A 15046-nucleotide genomic window follows, 5' to 3' on the forward strand; every position below is an offset into this window, starting at 1 on the left:
GAAGCCAATCAATCAGACGCGGGCTCCGATCGAACCTGACAGATGTGACAGGGTAGATTCGCTCTAAAGTTGTGGCCGCTATGTCGCCACATCTTTCCGGCAAAGGCCGCTTGCATTGGTCGCAAAAGGATCATCAGGCGCGTGAAGCAAGGCGCCGCAACCCACGGAGACCCGATGAAATCGGTAGAAATGGCCTATCAAGAGCTGGTCGACGGTCTGCATTCGTCGGCCGCGGAATCGGAGTTTGGTCGCGTCGGCCAGCGCGTCGCCGAGAGCATGGGGTTCCGGTACTTCGCCTATCTCGGGTTTGGCGAAGCTGATCCGGTTTTGATCTCGTCCTATCCCAAGCGCTGGAGCGAGCATTATTTCGCGGAAGGCTATCAGGACGTCGATCCCGTGGTTGCCTTCGCGCGAAGCGGGCGCTCCACAATGCAATGGACCCGTGAAGCCGCGCGTCAGTTCCCATTGCGCGCTCAAAAGCGGCTCTTTGACGACGCCGACGAGTTTGGCATCCGCCATGGCGTCTCGGTCGCAATCGCCGGCGGCTTCGATCGGTTCGCCGCCTTCACGTTTGCGGTCGACGAGGTCAGTTCAGCGCATGGAAGGATGGTCACGGAAGCGAACGACATCGTCCAGTTGATAGGGCTGACATTCCACGCTCACGCCGACGCGAAACTGGGGCTGCGTTCCCCGCGGCACGAAGCTGTGCCGCTGACCCAGCGCGAGCGGGAATGCCTCACATGGGCTGCTCGCGGAAAATCCATGGAGGCGACCGCAATGATCATGGGTGTCACGCCGCGGGCGGTGAAATTCCACCTCGATAACGCCAGGGCGAACCTTGGGGCCGAGACCTTGCCGCAGGCGGTGGCTATCGGCCTTAAAGCACGGTGGATCAACTGATAGGTCTTGCAATCAGCCTATGTGCGTGAACTGGCAGGGAGGGGCTTTAGATCGTAAGTGGCTGAGAAGTCGTTGGAATTGCATGGTAACGGGTGACGGAGCACTGCGCCTGCCAGCGTCGTTAAGTATCTGTTAACCTTAAACCTCTGGACGGCAGGCGAGAATCATGGCCAACCTTTGTCGGGCGCAGGGCGTTAAACCGCGCATGGCCCGGCAAAGAGGTTCGGAATCGACAATGGTGCCGCAGGCCGCGACTACAATGCAGGGTGAGGACCCGGCAGACAAGATCGTCCGGCATGCCGGCATGCTCTCGGATCATCTGCAGGCGCGACGCAAGCAGATGTATCCGCCGGATGCGCAGAAAAGCCTGAGGCATTTCATGATACATGAAGTGTCCAGGCTGACGTCGATTCCTGAATCAACACTCAAGTTGATGTCGAACGAAGGCAAAGGTCCCGTCCCTGCCCGGCTTGAGAATAATCACCGCGCCTATACATTGGCGCAGATCAACGCGCTTCGCGAGTTGTTCGCAGCACAACGCCCGGCTGACGCCTTGCGTTTTCTGCCGCATCGGCGCGACGGCGAACATTTACAAATTTTGGCGGTCGCCAACTTTAAGGGTGGCAGCGCGAAAACGACGACGAGCGCGCATTTAGCGCACTACTTGGCGCTTCACGGCTATCGCGTTCTTGCAATTGATCTCGATCCCCAAGCCTCTCTTTCCGCAATGTTCGGCGCGCAGCCAGAAATGGATGTGCAACACAACGAGACAATCTACGCCGCCTTGCGATACGACGACGAGCGGCGCCCAATCTCTGAGATTATTCGGCCGACATATTTCACCGGGATCGACCTGATTCCAGGAAATATCGAGGTTATGGAGTATGAGCACGAGACTCCACGCTTCCTCTCAAAGCGTCAGGCTGGATCAGACAGCATCTTTTTCGAGCGCCTTCGTCTTGCTCTGGCGGAGGTCGAGGATGCCTACGACGTCGTTATCTTGGATACGCCGCCCTCGCTTGGGTTCCTGACGCTTGGCGCAATCTATGCCGCTACCGGACTGCTTGTGACCGTCCATCCGGCGATGCTCGACGTGATGTCGATGAGCCAGTTCCTCCTGATGATGGGCGATCTGATCTCTGTCATTCGCGATGCCGGCGCCACAATGAGCCAAGATTTTTTACGCTATGTCGTGACGCGGCACGATCCAATGGACCAATCGCAGGTCCATGTCGTGACCATGCTTCGCCACCTCTTTACCGACGACGTTCTTACATCGACCGCGGTCGAAAGTGCCGCTATCGAAACTGCGGGCTTAGCAAAGCGCACTCTCTACGAACTCGAGCCAGGAAATATCTCAGCCGCGACGGCCAAGCGCGCGCGAGAGTCTATTGACGCCGTCAATGACCAGATTCTCAGCTTGATCAAACGAAGCTGGGGGCGGGCTTGATGACCAAGCGTTCCGGCGGAAAATCAATTCTGGCGAATTTTGGCTCTTTCGCTCAGCCCGAAGAGACGGGTCAGGGTTCGCCGGGTGCAGAAGCCAGGCTGGCGGCGACGCAGCCATTGCCGCGGGTTGGAGCTGGCGTCATCGGAGCGACCCAGCGCTCGCTCACCGAGCTGCGGGAGGAGCGCGATCGGCTTAAGGCACTTGTCGATGCCGGCGGCGGAGTAGATCTTGATCCTAAGCTGATCGACGCTTCCCCGTTCCCGGACAGGCTGCCCGACGATAACGATCTCGACTTCGAGGCCTTGAAAACGCTGATCTTGGAAGAAGGTCAGAAAGTCCCGATTCAGGTGCGCCAGCATCCGTTGAATGAGGGTCGCTATCAGGTTGTTTACGGGCATCGTCGGTGGCGGGCCGCATCGGATCTCGGCATCAAGGTCAAGGCGACGATTCTCGCCCTATCGGACACCGAACTGGTTGTTGCCCAAGGAATCGAAAACGCGGCGCGCCAGGATCTAAGCTGGGTCGAACGCGCGCTGTTTGCCGGGCGCATGGATGATGCCGGCATTAAGTCTCGCGATATCCGAGCAGCTTTGTCCGTCGACGATCCAGAATTGGCTCGGCTGAGGGCAGTCTCCCGAGCCCTGCCGGTCAAGGTGATTGAAGCGATAGGTCGAGCACCAAAGGTTGGGCGCCCTCGCTGGACAGCACTGGCGGCCGCAGTCAGCGGGGATGCTTCGGCCCTCGATAGAGTGAAAAAAACCTTGTCATCTGACAAGGTTTTGGGACTGCCGTCCGACGAGCGATTCAAGTGGGCATGGGCCGCGGTTAAAGAGCCTGCCGAGCGCCGGCAAAGGGAGCTGAAGCTCAAAAGCCCGACCGGCAAGGTCGTCGGAAAGGCCACATTCTCGAATGAAGACGTCAGATTGTCAGTCGCGAACGGACACGCTCCTGGGTTCAGCGCCTTCCTCGAAGAGGAGCTGCCTAGGCTTATGGAACGATTTTTTGCCCGCGAGGGTGAGACGTGATTTCAGCGGCCTGCGAAACCTTGTCATCTGACAAGGACGGGCAGGGCGATGGAGCCGGCAGAGGCCTAGGCCGAAGCCGGAAAACGGCGCAACGAACACAGAGGTAGCACACGGCAAAAAGAAAGGCCCCCGAAACAGCGTCTCGGAAGCCTCTCTCGTTCGTTTGGCGACAACGAGAATCTCACTTCCGCGAATCACAGTCAAGGGTCTCCGCAAGGAGATTGGACGCCGTTTTGGTGTGCGCTTTCGCTTTGTCTAAAAGCTGAAAGGCGAAACCATGACGCGATTATCTGTAACGACGCCCTTTGGGCGGCGATCGCTGACGCTTGCCCATGTGGCGAGCCAGGCGAGCGCAAAAATGCGACCGCCTGAAAAAGCGGTCCACAAATGGCATGTCTTCCGCGCGATCTGCACGGCCAAGAACGCTCTCGGCGTGCCCGAGCGCGCCTTGGCCGTCCTGGACGCGCTGCTGTCCTTTCATCCGGAAACCGTTCTGACGGGCGAGGGATTGATTGTCTTCCCCTCGAACCACCAACTCGGCCTGCGCGCTCACGGAATGCCGATGGCGACACTCAGACGCCATCTGGCCGCCTTGGTTGATGCCGGCCTGATCGTCCGGCGAGACAGCCCCAACGGCAAACGCTACGCCCGCAAGGGCAGGGGCGGGGAGATCGAGTTCGCCTTCGGCTTCGACCTGGCCCCGCTCGTGGTGCGTGCGGAGGAATTCGAAGCCCTGGCAGCCGAGGTCGAGGCGGAAGCCCGGGCATTGCGCCTGGTTCGAGAGCGCATCACGATCTGCCGCCGCGACATCGTCAAGATGATCGCGACGGGCCTCGAGGAGGGTGTCGCGACGCAGCAAGCAGGGCAGGGACCGGCCGACTGGGCGGAGATCCATCAGCTCTACCGCGGCATCATGGCGCGGATTCCACGCAGCCCAACACGCCTCGCACTCGAGCCGATCGCTGACGAGCTCTCGCTGCTTGCCGATGAAATCCTCAACTTGCTGGAAACGCATATTAAATCTCAAAATATGAGCGGCAATGAGTCTCAAAATGAGCGTCACATACAGAATTCAAATCCAAACTCCCCTATTGATCTTGAACCACGCTTTCAAGAAAGCAGGGGTGGTGGTTTGGAGATCGTGCCGGAACCGAAGCGAATGCCGGAGGGGACCTTTCCGCTCGGCATGGTTTTGGACGCCTGTCCCGACCTGATCGACTATGCGAAGGGCGGGATAGCGAACTGGCGCGACTTCCTGGCGACCGTCGCGGTAGTCCGGCCCATGCTGGGGATCAGTCCGAGCGCCTGGGAGGAAGCCATCGGCGTCATGGATGAAGTTCAGGCTTCGATCGTTGTGGCGGCGATCCTGCAGCGCGGCGAGGCGATCACCAGCGCCGGCGGTTATCTCCGCGAGTTGACGCGAAAGGCGCAAGCGGCTGAGTTCTCGCTCGGTCCGATGCTGATGGCGCTGATCGGCAGCCGACGGCGCGAGAAGAAGCGGGCGTGACGGTGATGCGGTGCAGCCACGCTCTGTCTAGAAGTTTTGCTGAGGCCGATCGAGCGCTTGCCGACGCCGTCGAGAGGGCTTGTGATGCGCGTCATGGCAAAACCGTCCCGCGCGATCCTCACCGTGCTTCTCTCCGGGCGTCATGCGGCGCTTGGTGGGCGGTCGGCGCGAGAGAGAGCGGCCAATCTGGCGCGGATCGCGGCGGCCTATAACCGCGCCGAACTTGCGACCGAAAAGGGCATCGGACCAGCACGCGCGGCGGAGGTCGAGCGCTGGCTGTCGGGGCAGGGGTTGTCGCTGCGGAGCGACCGGGATTGCTCGGTGTCAGCGGTTGGATTTGCCGAGGTGAGCACGGCGGGCAGCGCGGTGCGGGTGGCAAACTCATAATTCCAATGACGGATGCCTTCTACCCGGCGACAATGTGCCCGCTGTTTGCGGTCGACGGATCGCGTTTCAGCGGAGCGGTCAATGCGTCGTGCGAGCGTGAGGCGTGTCGTTGGTTTGATGGCCAAATCTGTCAGGCCAGGCCAGGCCGGGCGCGTGGCGATCGGCGAGGTGGCGATGGCGCCAGCAGGCGCGGGTGGTTCCTGGCCGCGCGATGATCCAGGGCGAGCGGCGTTGAAGGCGCACATTCAATCTGCCGCGGCGAAGGCGTTCGGTGATCAGACCAAGGCAGATCTTTGGCTTCGGCGGCCACTGGCCTCGCTTGACGGACGAACACCATTGGAGGTCGCCTTAGACAGAGGCCGGAGCACGATTGATCGACAAGATGGTCGGAAGGATTGCTTGGGGCGCCGCAGGTTGATCTGGATCGATGTGTCAACGCGTGGAGGGTGAACCCACTTCGATGGTGGCCGGTCGGGTGCCCACGCGGGACCATGGTGTTAAGCCGTCAACGCAGCGCGAATGTCCCCTACCTGCTCCGACCAGTCATGGCAGTGATGGATTTTTCATTTTGGAACTGAGAGGACGGGCTGCGAGAGCTTCACGTTCGTTCGCTTCTTTCAGAAGACGCAATTCTTTCAGCCGAGCAGTGTTGGTATCGCGTGCCAGAGCGGCCACGTCCGCCTCCGACTGGAGGCGCTCTCGTACAATGGCCTGTGTCTGCACTCTCAGAAACGCATTATCAGCGTCAATGCGTTGCTTCGACTTTTGGTTCATGCGGATCCATCCATTTGATGACTCAATCAGAGCCAGATGACAGCAAGAATAGCAGTTTTCCACTTGTTGTCGCTGAAGCGACTGATGAGGCATCCGCCTATCCACCGTAAGCGTCGCATCAGCTTTTTGAATCGATGGGAGATGATCGATTCAAGCTTTGCGTTGGACCGATCCTGTCGGCGCGCGCGAGATGTCGTGCATGGATGTCGCGCGCGAGACCACCCTGGGCAAACTGCAGATGCTGGTGCTGGAGCGCCGGGACGAGGGCTGCAATATGGCGCGCTTCTATGTGCTGGCGATCGAACCGACGCTGTTTGGCGACACCGCCTTGATCCGCGAATGGGGGCGCATCGGGGCCAATGGCCGGCGCCGCCTCGATCTTCACGCTCATCATGCTGCGGCCGCTGAATCGCTCGACGTCTGGCTGACGCGTAAGGTGGCGCGCGGCTACCGGCTTCGCTGACAGCGGCCTGTGCGGACGGGCAGGGGCGGAGAACCGTATACTGCGCCCCGACACAGCTGCGCGAATGCTTGCTCTCTGGTCAAATTCAGCTATTCGGAGCGCGCTTTCCCCCTGAATCAGCGAGATTTCCAATGACCAAGAACGAACTTATTGCAGCGGTCGCCGAGGCCACCGGGAAGACCAAGGCTGACGTCGGCGCCGTCCTGGCGTCCCTCGCCGAAGTCGCCGCGAAGACCCTGAAGGAGGGCGGCGACCTCACGCTTGGCGGTATCGGCAAGCTCGCGGTCGCCAAGCGCGATGCGCGCCAGGCCCGCAATCCCTCGACCGGCGCGATGATCGACGTACCCGCAAAGACCGTCGTCAAGTTCAAGGTTGCCAAGGATCTGGCCGACACCGTCGCCTGATCTGATCTCGACACAAGTAGGTACAGAATCGGACGCGATCATCGCTCCGATTCTGCACTGCTATTGGGTCTTACACGCCGAATTTAGGTAGACCTTGTTCGATGTTATAGATATCCCGGAATTTGAGGAAATATCCTAGAATATTCCGGCAGCCTTGGAGAGCAGAATGTCCGAAATCGAAAACGCTGGCGAGCTTCTTGATCTCACGACTTCGATTGTTTCTGCCTATGTCTCGAATAACAACGTTCAGCCGTCCGACCTCGTCGGCTTGATCGCGAGCACCTATTCGGCGCTTGCCGGGCTCGGCTCGGAGGTAGCCCCTGCTCCTGCTGCAGCCCTGGTCCCAGCTGTCCCGATTCGAAAGTCGGTCACGCCCGATGCGATCATCTGCCTGGAAGACGGTAAGAGGTTCAAATCCCTGAAGCGTCATCTCAACACCGCCTTTGGCCTGACGCCTGAACAGTATCGCGTGAAGTGGGGCCTGCCTGTCGACTACCCGATGGTGGCTCCCGCCTATGCCGAAGCGCGTTCCGCGCTTGCGAAGTCGATGGGACTGGGCCGCAAGGCTGCGGTCGGCTCCGCGCGGAAGGCACCTCCCGCGAAAACGACCCGCGCCAAAGCGTCGGCATGATCCGCTCGGCAGGATCGTGGGCCGGAGAGGGGCTCTAGCCGCAGCGCTCCATTTCCATCCGGTCCGCCGCCGCTGCTGCCAAGCTTGCGAACGGTGGCGCCTTAGATCGCCAGCCTTGTAGCTTTTCCCAGCGCCTGATCGGCGTCGTTGTAGTACCGCGATGCCTGCTGGACCGAGCGGTGCTGAGACTGGCGCATCGCCGCTGGAAGCGGGACGCCGTTGCGGGCAGCCTCAGTGAGATAGCCGGAGCGCAGGCCGTGCGCCGAAAATTCGGCCGGATCGAGCCCGGCCTGGGCGCAGCGGCGCTTGAGAACCAGGTTGATCGCTTGCGGTGTTAGCGCGCGATCGTCGATTGCCTCCCAGCGGTCGATCGCCCGGAACACCGCGCCCGTCTTGATGTCGGCGCGCTCGATCCATTCGCGCAGCGCCGCCACGGGCGGTCCGATCAGCAGCACCCGGGCGTCATCGTCGGACTGTGTTGTCTTGGTTCGGCCGAGCGATATCGCCATGCAGAGCAGGCGCGGTGAGTTTGGGTCGTCGGGATCGAGCGGCACATCGGTCTCAAGGGTGAGCTGCTCGAGGCGTAAGCGCGCGACCTCGCTGCGCCGGCGCCCGCCGGAGGCGAAGGCGACGAGCAGGATGGCGAGATCGCGGCTGTCGGCGAGACGGTCGGTCTGACAGGTCGCGATCAATCGGTCCAGAATCTCGCGCGTGACGGCGCGCTTGCTTTTGCGCCGGCGCGGTTTTGCGCTGGCCCGAACCGCCAGGCGCATGCTGGTCCGGATCGCTGGCGTCCCGAGCGGGCTTTCAAGACCTTTCCAGCGATGCAGCGTCGCCCAATGCGCCAGACGCCGTTTCACCGTCGAACTGGCATGGGGCCCGTCGCTGCGCAGATGGTCGCCGGCGCGCAAGCTCGCCTCGACCTCGGCGGGCATGCCGTGAGCGGCATCTTCAGTGCGCCGCGCTGGATCCCAGAGGTGATGCGCCACAAACTTTAGCGCCAGCGCCTCCGGGGCCGGCCAGGGCAGGGGTGAGCCTGTCGCTGCGATCGCCCAGGCCTCGAGATAGGCCAGATCCGAGGCGAGCGCGCGAAGCGAGTTTTCGCCCATGCCTTCGCGGGCGAGATGGCGCAGGGTTTCGACGTCGTCGTCGGTCAGGATTTGCGCCAGCTTGTCGCGGCGCTCGAGCGGCAAAATGCCGGCGAGCGCGTCAAGCTGCAGGGCGCGCCGTGTTTCTGTCTCGGCCGAGAGCAGGGCTGTCGAGGTCATGGGCGCTCCTGGTGCCATTCGCGAGGGCCGATTTCGTCGACCAGAAGCCCGGCTGACGTCGCTGGCGGCGGTTTGGAGCGCCAAAATCGCCGATTTCCGATCGCATGTCCATCACTATCGATAAGAGGTAATTATCGATAGTGATGGACATACACTGATGGGTGTCGGTGTGAAGCAAATGAATGGCTATTTGGATTGGGTATGATAGATTTTCAGGGGTGAATTCAACTCGCTACGACATATCGCGTGCCGAACGCCAAACCCTGGTTTCGGACTGCGCCGCAGCCGCCGAGGCCGCGGCGATCGCGCTCGCCCGCTGCGACGAGCGCCTTTCCCGCGCAAATCCCGTCCTGGCCGAGGGGGCGCGCCAGCGCGGCCACGCCTTTGAAGCCCAGGCCCTGATCGGGCTCAGCGGGGGCCTGTGCCCGCTCGAAGATCTTTGCCTGCACGACGCCGGCATGGATGTGCGCAGCCCAACCCGCGAGATCGCCCGCGCCGCCGCCATGCTCAACGAACGCCGGCGCCTGGCCCGGCGCGAGCCGGCCGAGGTGTTGAGCCCGAGCGCCTTGCGGCAGCGGCTCGGTATCGAAGGATTTTCGCAACCGGATCGGACGGACAGGGCGGCGACGACGTCGGTGCACGCGAAACAGCTCGCGGCGCCATGGGACCGGATCGGACGGGACGACGACGAGGACGACCAGGCCGATGAGGATGAGTTGGACCTGGAGGACGAGGATGATCACGCCGATCCGGCTTTCGCAAAAATCGACGCATTGCTGGTGCGGACGCGAAAAAAGCTCGATGCCTGGAACGATTTGTCCTCCGAGGAGGGCCGCAAGAATTTGACGCTGCGCGATCCGGCCTATGACGCCGCTGGCCGGTTCGCGCGCTGGCTCGCCATCCTGGAGGAGGGCAGGGGACTGCCGGCGGCGCTTGCGGCCGCACTTGCCCTCGATGCCTGGCTTTGGCTCGAGCCGTCGGAACGCGCGGGAGAGCTCGGCTTTGCGCTGGCCGCGACCCTGTTGCGGCAGCGCGGGTTGGCCACGGCGCATCTGCCGGCGCTTGGGCTGGGGCTGAGACGGGGAAAATTTCGCTGGAGCGCGCATCAGGCGCTCAGTGTCCGGATAGCGGGACTGCTCGGCGCCTTTGCAGAGGCGGCCGCGTTCGGGCAGGCCGATCTCGACCGGCTGTCGCTGGCGCGGACGCTGATGCTGCGGAGTTGTGAGGGCAGGCGGGGGAATTCGAAACTGGCGGAGCTGGTCGACCTGTTCGTGTCGTCGCCGCTGATCACGGTGCAACTGGCGGCCGCGCGGTTGACGGTCACGCCGCAGGCGGTCGAGGCGATGCTGAAGCAGCTCGGCGGCAGCTTGCCGCGTGAATTGACCGGCCGAAAACGCTATCGCGCCTGGGGGATCATGTGACCAGGCAGATATATGCACTTGACGGCATAATGCACTTTAGGGCATATGAGCGTATGGTCTGGGCTGTTCAATCCGTCTCTGAGTTCGAGCGCTGGTTCCTGACTCTCGAAAGCGGCGTCCGGGTCGAGATCGCGGCCAAGATCAGCCTGTTGCAGCAGGTCGGGCCGACGCTCGGCCGGCCGCATGCCGATACGCTGAAGGGTTCGGCCTATCCGAACATGAAAGAGCTGCGGGTCCAGATCGGCGGCGATCCCTGGCGAATCTTGTTCGCCTTCGATCCAAAAACGCTCGGCCATCTTGCTGGTCGGCGGCAACAAGGGCGGCGATGGCCGTTTCTATGAGGTCAATCTGCCGATCGCCGACGCGCGCTATCGCGACCATCTCGCGACACTGATCGTGCCACCACCATCGAAAAGAGGGCCAAAACGATGACCACCGCCTGGAACGAGACGCTGGCCAAACTCCCAGTCGACGAGCAGGCCGCCATCGCAAAGCGCAGCCGTGAGGTCATGGCCGAATATGTCGGCCTCAAGGAGCTCCGTAAGGCGCGTCGCCTGAGCCAGGCGGCTCTGGCCGCGCGGCTGCACACCGATCAGGCCGGGGTCTCAAAACTCGAGAAGCGCGCCGATCTGCTGTTGAGCACGCTGAAAGGCTATGTCGAGGCCGCCGGCGGCAGCCTTGAGATCGTGGCGCGGTTTCCGGACGGGCCGACCTTGCGCATCGACCGACTCGGAGATGTCGGGCGGCCAAAGAAGGCTGATGCAGCATAGAACGCGACTTCCCATCGAGGCCCTTTCGCGACGTCTGGAACATCCGCTTTCGGGCAGTCTGATTGGCGCCGACCGATGGCAAGAAGGGCCCATGGCTGACTCTGCCAGCTTTCGCTTTCAGGGCTCCATAGTCCTAGGCCGCGGCCATCGTCACTGCGATGATCTCGCTGCGGTCGATGTCTCGGTCAGCTCCAAAATCGTAAATGCGACCGATCCGGCGCCCATCCCATCGAAACCGGTAGTGGGCACCCTGAACACCCTTTTCGACCAGGGTGCCCACGTTGAAGACGCTGATGAACTCGTAACCAGGCAACTCCGTCATCCTGAAAAGAACACCATGCGTGCCGTCCTCATAGAGACGTTGTCCAAGCATTCGCCGGGTCGACAGAGGGGTGTCAGGAGACAGGCCACGCAAGTCGATAAAGCTTCCGACAACCCTGTTGGTGATCATCCTCAGGTCGACGCCGCAAACCGGCTCGTCGGTTTGAGAAAGAAATTCCTCACGGCGAAGAATAGCTTTGGCGAGTGCGCCATGCTCGTCTGTTGCGAGCTCCATGACCGAATAGGGAGGCGGCAGAAAACATGTGCCTTCTGGCATCGGGTAAGCGAATGGAGCATGGTTCCAGTGCTGTAGCCTGACAGAACTCGTATCTGCCGAAATGTCTCCTCCGGTGATACGTGACTTGGCGGCGAGGCGCGGGTTCGTCACGACCTCGAGCTCGGCAGCAAAAGCTTGCATGTCCCGAGATCCGAATTTCTCGTAGATATCGATCGTTGGGAACTTTGACGGGATCAACCGGCGATAGTGCCCGTCGATTTCGATCTGCGGGTACACCGAACTTATCCTCCGCGTTGGGCGTCGACGTACTGTCGCACCCTTATGATGTCGCTCAGGTTCCCAGTGAGCATGACGTCAAGGGCGGACGCTCCCTCGAAGTATCGATTTGGTCGGCGAATCCACCGCACGGCGACCTCCGGTGAGTCGAGCAGGATCATAAGGGCCTTATAGATCGAGCCCAGATGTGAGATTCGCTCGAGCGTATCCGCAGAAACGTCGCCGCCATCCTTGCGCCAGCGAAAGTACGTCGAGCGGGCCGGCGCCCCGAGCAACTTGATCTGCTGATCGGTGCTCAAGTCCCAGATTTCCGCGAGTTTGAAGAAGAAGTCGAGGGAGGAGGGGTGTGCCCCTTGGGGCTGCTCTGCGGCCTGTGTCCGCTTGCTCGTGTCCATAGGTCTCCTCGGATCGTGTCAAATCGGACTTGATTTGCAATTCAAGTCCGATTAGGTACTGTCTCATAACGGACTGGAACAAACTTATCTGTCCCTTTCGGGATTCCGTCAAGCCTTGGGGCGCCCATCCGACGCGCATGGAAATGGAGAGAACTTTATGGAAGCGGTTCTGATGAACACCGACGGAAACCGGAAGCAGGGTAACGGCACGTTCGAAGTCCAGATCGGTGACAAGGATTTCGACTTTGTCACGGTCACGTTCGAGGATGCCGAGGTTACCGGCGCCCAGGTTGCCATGTCCGTCGGCAAACGCCCCGTCGAAAACTACGTGGTGTTGCGGCATCTTAACACGGGCGAGCTGGAAAGCCTCCGCCCCACTGAGACCTCCGAGCTCGATAAGAACAAAGTCAGTCGCTTCTTCGTCGTCGAGGGTGGCGATACGCATCGCTTTTTCGTCGACGGCCTGGCGATGGAGTGGCCCCGCAAGAAGCCCATCGCTTGGCAGATCAAGCTCCTTGCAGGCGCCGGTGACGAGCAGGCGCTGACCTTGGAGCGTCCCGGGGTCGACTTGGTCTTCGACGATGACGAGGAGGTCGATATCGGCGGTGGCGACGCCGAGCGCTTCAAGCTGCGCAAGCGGAAGAAGACGGTGACGGTGATCTACGGCGGCGACACCGAGTTCGAGCTCGAGCGTCGCGTCTACACTACCGAGGAGTTGATGACGGAGTTCGGCGTTCCCGCCGGCTACAAGCTGGACGTCATCGGCTCCGACGGCGTCTTCCGCGAGATGGCGCCGGGCGAGCGCCTCAAGGTCAGGGACGGCATGGAGTTCGCCTCCCATCCGCCGGTGGGTCAGTCGTCATGACCGCGCAGATCGAGCTTGCCGCCTTGCGGCGGATCAACCGTGTTGCCGAACTCTGGGACGAGGCGGGTCAACCTCTCGTCTTCCTGCCTGGCATGAAGATTCGACACAACGCAGGCACTGTGACGGTAGATGGCCTGCTCTGTCCCAGCAACCATTCCGGCTACACGACGCGGCTCTTCCTGTCACAGCCTTTTCCGAACCGCGGTCAGAACTGGACCGTGCATCACATCATGGGCCGCGCGTGGCACGCCATGTCCTTCAATAATGTGCCGTCGTCGCTGTCCTGGACTGAGATTCTCGCCAACCACTTGGGGCAGCTCAAATGAAGGTGGCGCTCAAGATCACCGGTTCTCTGCTCGACCAGATCCGGCGCGACCTGGCGAGGCCGCACCTCTTCGCCCACGAGCGCGTCGGTTTCCTTATGGCCGGCGCTGCTGCGGCGCCGGATGGCGTGATGCTGCTGGCTCGCGGCTACATGGCGGTCGCCGATGAGGACTACGAAGTCGCATCCGGCGTCGGTGCACAGATCGGCTCTAACGCCATGCGCAAAGCCGCGCAGGCGGCCTATCGACCGGCGTCGACCCTCTTGCATGTCCATACGCATGGCGGTCGCGGGGTTCCTCGTTTCAGCGGGGTGGACCTCAATAGCGGCAAGACGTTCGTGCCGGGCTTTTTTCAGTCCTGTCCGAAGATGCCGCATGGACTGCTGGTGCTGAGCAACGACGCGGCAACGGGCATTCTTTGGCTCAAGCCCGGCAGGCCTTCCGTACCGATCGACCGATTCATTCGGGTCGACCAACCGATCGTCGAGCAGTGGAGTTCGAAATATGAACTGGCTTGATCGACAGAGCTTTCTGGGCGCGCGCAGCGAACGGCGTCTCGCCGAGGTCACCGTCGGCCTAGTGGGAGTCGGCGGCGGCAACTCGCACGTTGCTCAGCAACTAGCGCATGTCGGCATCGGCAACTTCGTCCTGGTGGATGAGGACCGGATTTCGCTGACCAATCTCAACAGGCTGATCGGGGGCACCTGGTGGTACGTCCTGAAGCGGACGGTCAAGGTCGAAATCATGAAACGGATGATCAAGGCGATCAATCCCAAGGCCCGGGTCGAGATCCATCGCGAGAAATGGCAGCTCGTGGGAGACGCGCTCAAGCGTTGCGACGTCATCGTGGGGGGCCTCGACAACGTACGGGGCAAGGACGAGCTCGATGCCTTCTGCAGACGCTTTCTTATCCCGTTTATCGATCAGGGTATGGACGTGCACAAGCTGGAGGTCGGGCACGGTCATCTGGTCGCTGGCCAGGTCGTCCTTTCCCAGCCGGGTAGCCCATGCCTTCGCTGTATGGGGGTTGTCACTGACGAGGCATTGGCCGAAGAAGCCCGCAAATATGGCGCTGCTGGCGGGCGTCCGCAGGTCGTCTGGTCAAACGGCGTGCTTGCCTCGCTGGCCGTTGGGTTGGTCGTGCAGATGGTCACGCCGTGGAATCGCCGGGCCAGGGCCGGCGCCTATCTCTCCTATGACGGCAATTCCGGTGTCGTCACTGAAGCAGAACGATTTCGGCGCATGGCATCCGCGTCCTGTCCGCACTACCCGCAGGCCGCAGTCGGCGACATGAGCTTCGATGTCCGCAAACTCGCAGCGGGGGACACGAAAGCCGAGCACCCGCCGTCATGGTGGATGCGAGCGATTTCGGAACGAGTCCGCAAGTGGATGACCGGCAGCTAGATATGCTCCGGCTAGGGGCGGCGCTGTCGGCGTTATCATGATCTTGTGGTCTGGTTGGCACTCAACGTCGTCAGTGAGATGCGGCTGATCGCGTTCCTTGAGCTTGCCAGTTCTGTTGGTGCAATCTTCGCCGGACTGGCGAGCAGCGCTCCTCTCATCAGCGAGGATGATTGCAATGCTCAGCTTCAAGCTCGGAATGATCTCGACGCTTGCTGTCCTTGCGA

At 61.5% G+C, this 15046-nt stretch carries 20 protein-coding genes; 16 read left to right on the forward strand and 4 right to left on the reverse strand.

The genetic code is table 11. From position 1 onward, the window contains the following. The first annotated feature begins 141 nt into the window (after positions 1-141). The 6 genes from Q8S38_RS22275 (at position 142) to Q8S38_RS22300 (ending at position 5719) form a co-directional block, all read left to right on the forward strand. Positions 142-900, forward strand: coding sequence for a LuxR family transcriptional regulator (locus Q8S38_RS22275; protein ID WP_305682535.1), 759 nt, complete (start codon positions 142-144; stop codon positions 898-900). 166 nt (positions 901-1066) lie between these two features. Continuing rightward, positions 1067-2350: a plasmid partitioning protein RepA gene (repA, locus tag Q8S38_RS22280; protein WP_371125948.1), complete on the forward strand. Its 1284-nt coding sequence runs from the start codon at positions 1067-1069 to the stop codon at positions 2348-2350. Further along, on the forward strand, positions 2350-3375 hold the full coding sequence (gene repB, locus Q8S38_RS22285) for a plasmid partitioning protein RepB (RefSeq protein WP_305682536.1): 1026 nt from the start codon (positions 2350-2352) through the stop codon (positions 3373-3375). The genes repA and repB overlap by 1 nt, the downstream gene beginning before the upstream one ends. Positions 3376-3652: 277 nt before the next feature. Further along, complete coding sequence (gene repC, locus Q8S38_RS22290; protein ID WP_305682537.1) at positions 3653-4882, forward strand: plasmid replication protein RepC; 1230 nt, start codon at positions 3653-3655, stop codon at positions 4880-4882. 84 nt (positions 4883-4966) lie between these two features. Further along, the gene (locus Q8S38_RS22295) at positions 4967-5269 is read left to right on the forward strand and encodes a hypothetical protein (protein ID WP_305682538.1); all 303 of its coding nucleotides are present in this window, start codon (positions 4967-4969) and stop codon (positions 5267-5269) included. Positions 5270-5443: 174 nt separating this feature from the next. Further along, positions 5444-5719, forward strand: a complete 276-nt coding sequence (locus tag Q8S38_RS22300; RefSeq protein WP_305682575.1) for an antitoxin Xre/MbcA/ParS toxin-binding domain-containing protein — start codon at positions 5444-5446, stop codon at positions 5717-5719. 93 nt (positions 5720-5812) lie between these two features. Here Q8S38_RS22300 and Q8S38_RS22305 read toward each other — a convergent pair whose 3' ends face one another. Further along, entirely contained in the window at positions 5813-6043 is a 231-nt protein-coding gene (locus Q8S38_RS22305) for a hypothetical protein (RefSeq protein ID WP_305682539.1), read from the reverse strand. 199 nt (positions 6044-6242) lie between these two features. On the opposite strand from Q8S38_RS22305, the gene Q8S38_RS22310 reads away from it, so the two are divergent. The 3 genes from Q8S38_RS22310 to Q8S38_RS22320 all read left to right on the forward strand — a co-directional run bounded on the left by Q8S38_RS22310 (position 6243) and on the right by Q8S38_RS22320 (position 7541). Then, positions 6243-6506 carry a WGR domain-containing protein gene (locus Q8S38_RS22310; RefSeq protein ID WP_305682540.1) on the forward strand — a complete coding sequence of 88 codons (264 nt, stop codon included), beginning with the start codon at positions 6243-6245 and terminating at the stop codon, positions 6504-6506. Positions 6507-6637: 131 nt separating this feature from the next. Further along, positions 6638-6910 carry an HU family DNA-binding protein gene (locus tag Q8S38_RS22315; protein WP_305682541.1) on the forward strand — a complete coding sequence of 91 codons (273 nt, stop codon included), beginning with the start codon at positions 6638-6640 and terminating at the stop codon, positions 6908-6910. 166 nt (positions 6911-7076) lie between these two features. Then, on the forward strand, positions 7077-7541 hold the full coding sequence (locus Q8S38_RS22320) for a Ros/MucR family transcriptional regulator (RefSeq protein WP_305682542.1): 465 nt from the start codon (positions 7077-7079) through the stop codon (positions 7539-7541). Between the two features lie 101 nt (positions 7542-7642). Here the strand turns inward: Q8S38_RS22320 and Q8S38_RS22325 are convergent, their stop codons facing one another. After that, positions 7643-8809, reverse strand: a complete 1167-nt coding sequence (locus Q8S38_RS22325) for a site-specific integrase (protein ID WP_305682543.1) — start codon at positions 8807-8809, stop codon at positions 7643-7645. Positions 8810-8991: 182 nt separating this feature from the next. On the opposite strand from Q8S38_RS22325, the gene Q8S38_RS22330 reads away from it, so the two are divergent. From Q8S38_RS22330 to Q8S38_RS22340, 3 genes are all read left to right on the forward strand, one after another. Continuing rightward, on the forward strand, positions 8992-10230 hold the full coding sequence (locus tag Q8S38_RS22330; RefSeq protein ID WP_305682544.1) for an RHE_PE00001 family protein: 1239 nt from the start codon (positions 8992-8994) through the stop codon (positions 10228-10230). Positions 10231-10283: 53 nt separating this feature from the next. Next, positions 10284-10571: a type II toxin-antitoxin system RelE/ParE family toxin gene (locus tag Q8S38_RS22335; protein ID WP_305682545.1), complete on the forward strand. Its 288-nt coding sequence runs from the start codon at positions 10284-10286 to the stop codon at positions 10569-10571. Positions 10572-10658: 87 nt separating this feature from the next. Next, complete coding sequence (locus Q8S38_RS22340; RefSeq protein WP_305682546.1) at positions 10659-11000, forward strand: helix-turn-helix domain-containing protein; 342 nt, start codon at positions 10659-10661, stop codon at positions 10998-11000. Between the two features lie 133 nt (positions 11001-11133). Here the strand turns inward: Q8S38_RS22340 and Q8S38_RS22345 are convergent, their stop codons facing one another. Together Q8S38_RS22345 and Q8S38_RS22350 are read right to left on the reverse strand one after the other, a co-directional pair. Next, complete coding sequence (locus tag Q8S38_RS22345; RefSeq protein WP_069694277.1) at positions 11134-11835, reverse strand: RES family NAD+ phosphorylase; 702 nt, start codon at positions 11833-11835, stop codon at positions 11134-11136. A 5-nt stretch (positions 11836-11840) separates the two neighbouring features. Further along, positions 11841-12230 (reverse strand): antitoxin Xre/MbcA/ParS toxin-binding domain-containing protein, encoded by a 390-nt coding sequence (locus tag Q8S38_RS22350; RefSeq protein ID WP_305682547.1) that lies wholly within the window; start codon positions 12228-12230, stop codon positions 11841-11843. A gap of 157 nt (positions 12231-12387) precedes the next feature. On the opposite strand from Q8S38_RS22350, the gene Q8S38_RS22355 reads away from it, so the two are divergent. From Q8S38_RS22355 to Q8S38_RS22370, 4 genes are read left to right on the forward strand one after another with little or no spacing between them, the layout of a single operon-like run. Beyond that, the gene (locus Q8S38_RS22355; protein ID WP_305682548.1) at positions 12388-13095 is read left to right on the forward strand and encodes a multiubiquitin domain-containing protein; all 708 of its coding nucleotides are present in this window, start codon (positions 12388-12390) and stop codon (positions 13093-13095) included. Continuing rightward, positions 13092-13421: a hypothetical protein gene (locus Q8S38_RS22360; RefSeq protein ID WP_069694274.1), complete on the forward strand. Its 330-nt coding sequence runs from the start codon at positions 13092-13094 to the stop codon at positions 13419-13421. The genes Q8S38_RS22355 and Q8S38_RS22360 overlap by 4 nt, the downstream gene beginning before the upstream one ends. Further along, the gene (locus tag Q8S38_RS22365; RefSeq protein ID WP_305682549.1) at positions 13418-13936 is read left to right on the forward strand and encodes a hypothetical protein; all 519 of its coding nucleotides are present in this window, start codon (positions 13418-13420) and stop codon (positions 13934-13936) included. Before Q8S38_RS22360 ends, Q8S38_RS22365 begins: the two co-directional genes overlap by 4 nt. Then, a complete protein-coding gene (locus Q8S38_RS22370; RefSeq protein WP_305682550.1) occupies positions 13923-14822 on the forward strand; it encodes a HesA/MoeB/ThiF family protein in 900 nt (299 codons plus the stop codon). The genes Q8S38_RS22365 and Q8S38_RS22370 overlap by 14 nt, the downstream gene beginning before the upstream one ends. The last annotated feature ends 224 nt before the right edge of the window (positions 14823-15046 follow it).

Origin of the sequence: Allobosea sp., assembly GCF_030695125.1 — a bacterium.
Classification (GTDB): Bacteria; Pseudomonadota; Alphaproteobacteria; order Rhizobiales; family Beijerinckiaceae; genus Allobosea.

Coding starts and splice junctions, on each gene's coding strand:
- repA (WP_371125948.1), top strand. CDS start 1,067: ATGGCCAACCTTTGTCGGGCGCAGGGCGTTAAACCGCGCATGGCCCGG.
- Q8S38_RS22355 (WP_305682548.1), top strand. CDS start 12,388: ATGGAAGCGGTTCTGATGAACACCGACGGAAACCGGAAGCAGGGTAAC.
- Q8S38_RS22315 (WP_305682541.1), top strand. CDS start 6,638: ATGACCAAGAACGAACTTATTGCAGCGGTCGCCGAGGCCACCGGGAAG.
- Q8S38_RS22320 (WP_305682542.1), top strand. CDS start 7,077: ATGTCCGAAATCGAAAACGCTGGCGAGCTTCTTGATCTCACGACTTCG.
- repC (WP_305682537.1), top strand. CDS start 3,653: ATGACGCGATTATCTGTAACGACGCCCTTTGGGCGGCGATCGCTGACG.
- Q8S38_RS22300 (WP_305682575.1), top strand. CDS start 5,444: ATGGCGCCAGCAGGCGCGGGTGGTTCCTGGCCGCGCGATGATCCAGGG.
- Q8S38_RS22295 (WP_305682538.1), top strand. CDS start 4,967: ATGCGCGTCATGGCAAAACCGTCCCGCGCGATCCTCACCGTGCTTCTC.
- Q8S38_RS22330 (WP_305682544.1), top strand. CDS start 8,992: ATGGCTATTTGGATTGGGTATGATAGATTTTCAGGGGTGAATTCAACT.
- Q8S38_RS22365 (WP_305682549.1), top strand. CDS start 13,418: ATGAAGGTGGCGCTCAAGATCACCGGTTCTCTGCTCGACCAGATCCGG.
- Q8S38_RS22325 (WP_305682543.1), bottom strand. CDS start 8,809: ATGACCTCGACAGCCCTGCTCTCGGCCGAGACAGAAACACGGCGCGCC.
- Q8S38_RS22310 (WP_305682540.1), top strand. CDS start 6,243: ATGGATGTCGCGCGCGAGACCACCCTGGGCAAACTGCAGATGCTGGTG.
- Q8S38_RS22350 (WP_305682547.1), bottom strand. CDS start 12,230: ATGGACACGAGCAAGCGGACACAGGCCGCAGAGCAGCCCCAAGGGGCA.
- Q8S38_RS22370 (WP_305682550.1), top strand. CDS start 13,923: ATGAACTGGCTTGATCGACAGAGCTTTCTGGGCGCGCGCAGCGAACGG.
- repB (WP_305682536.1), top strand. CDS start 2,350: ATGACCAAGCGTTCCGGCGGAAAATCAATTCTGGCGAATTTTGGCTCT.
- Q8S38_RS22340 (WP_305682546.1), top strand. CDS start 10,659: ATGACCACCGCCTGGAACGAGACGCTGGCCAAACTCCCAGTCGACGAG.
- Q8S38_RS22360 (WP_069694274.1), top strand. CDS start 13,092: ATGACCGCGCAGATCGAGCTTGCCGCCTTGCGGCGGATCAACCGTGTT.
- Q8S38_RS22305 (WP_305682539.1), bottom strand. CDS start 6,043: ATGAACCAAAAGTCGAAGCAACGCATTGACGCTGATAATGCGTTTCTG.
- Q8S38_RS22335 (WP_305682545.1), top strand. CDS start 10,284: ATGGTCTGGGCTGTTCAATCCGTCTCTGAGTTCGAGCGCTGGTTCCTG.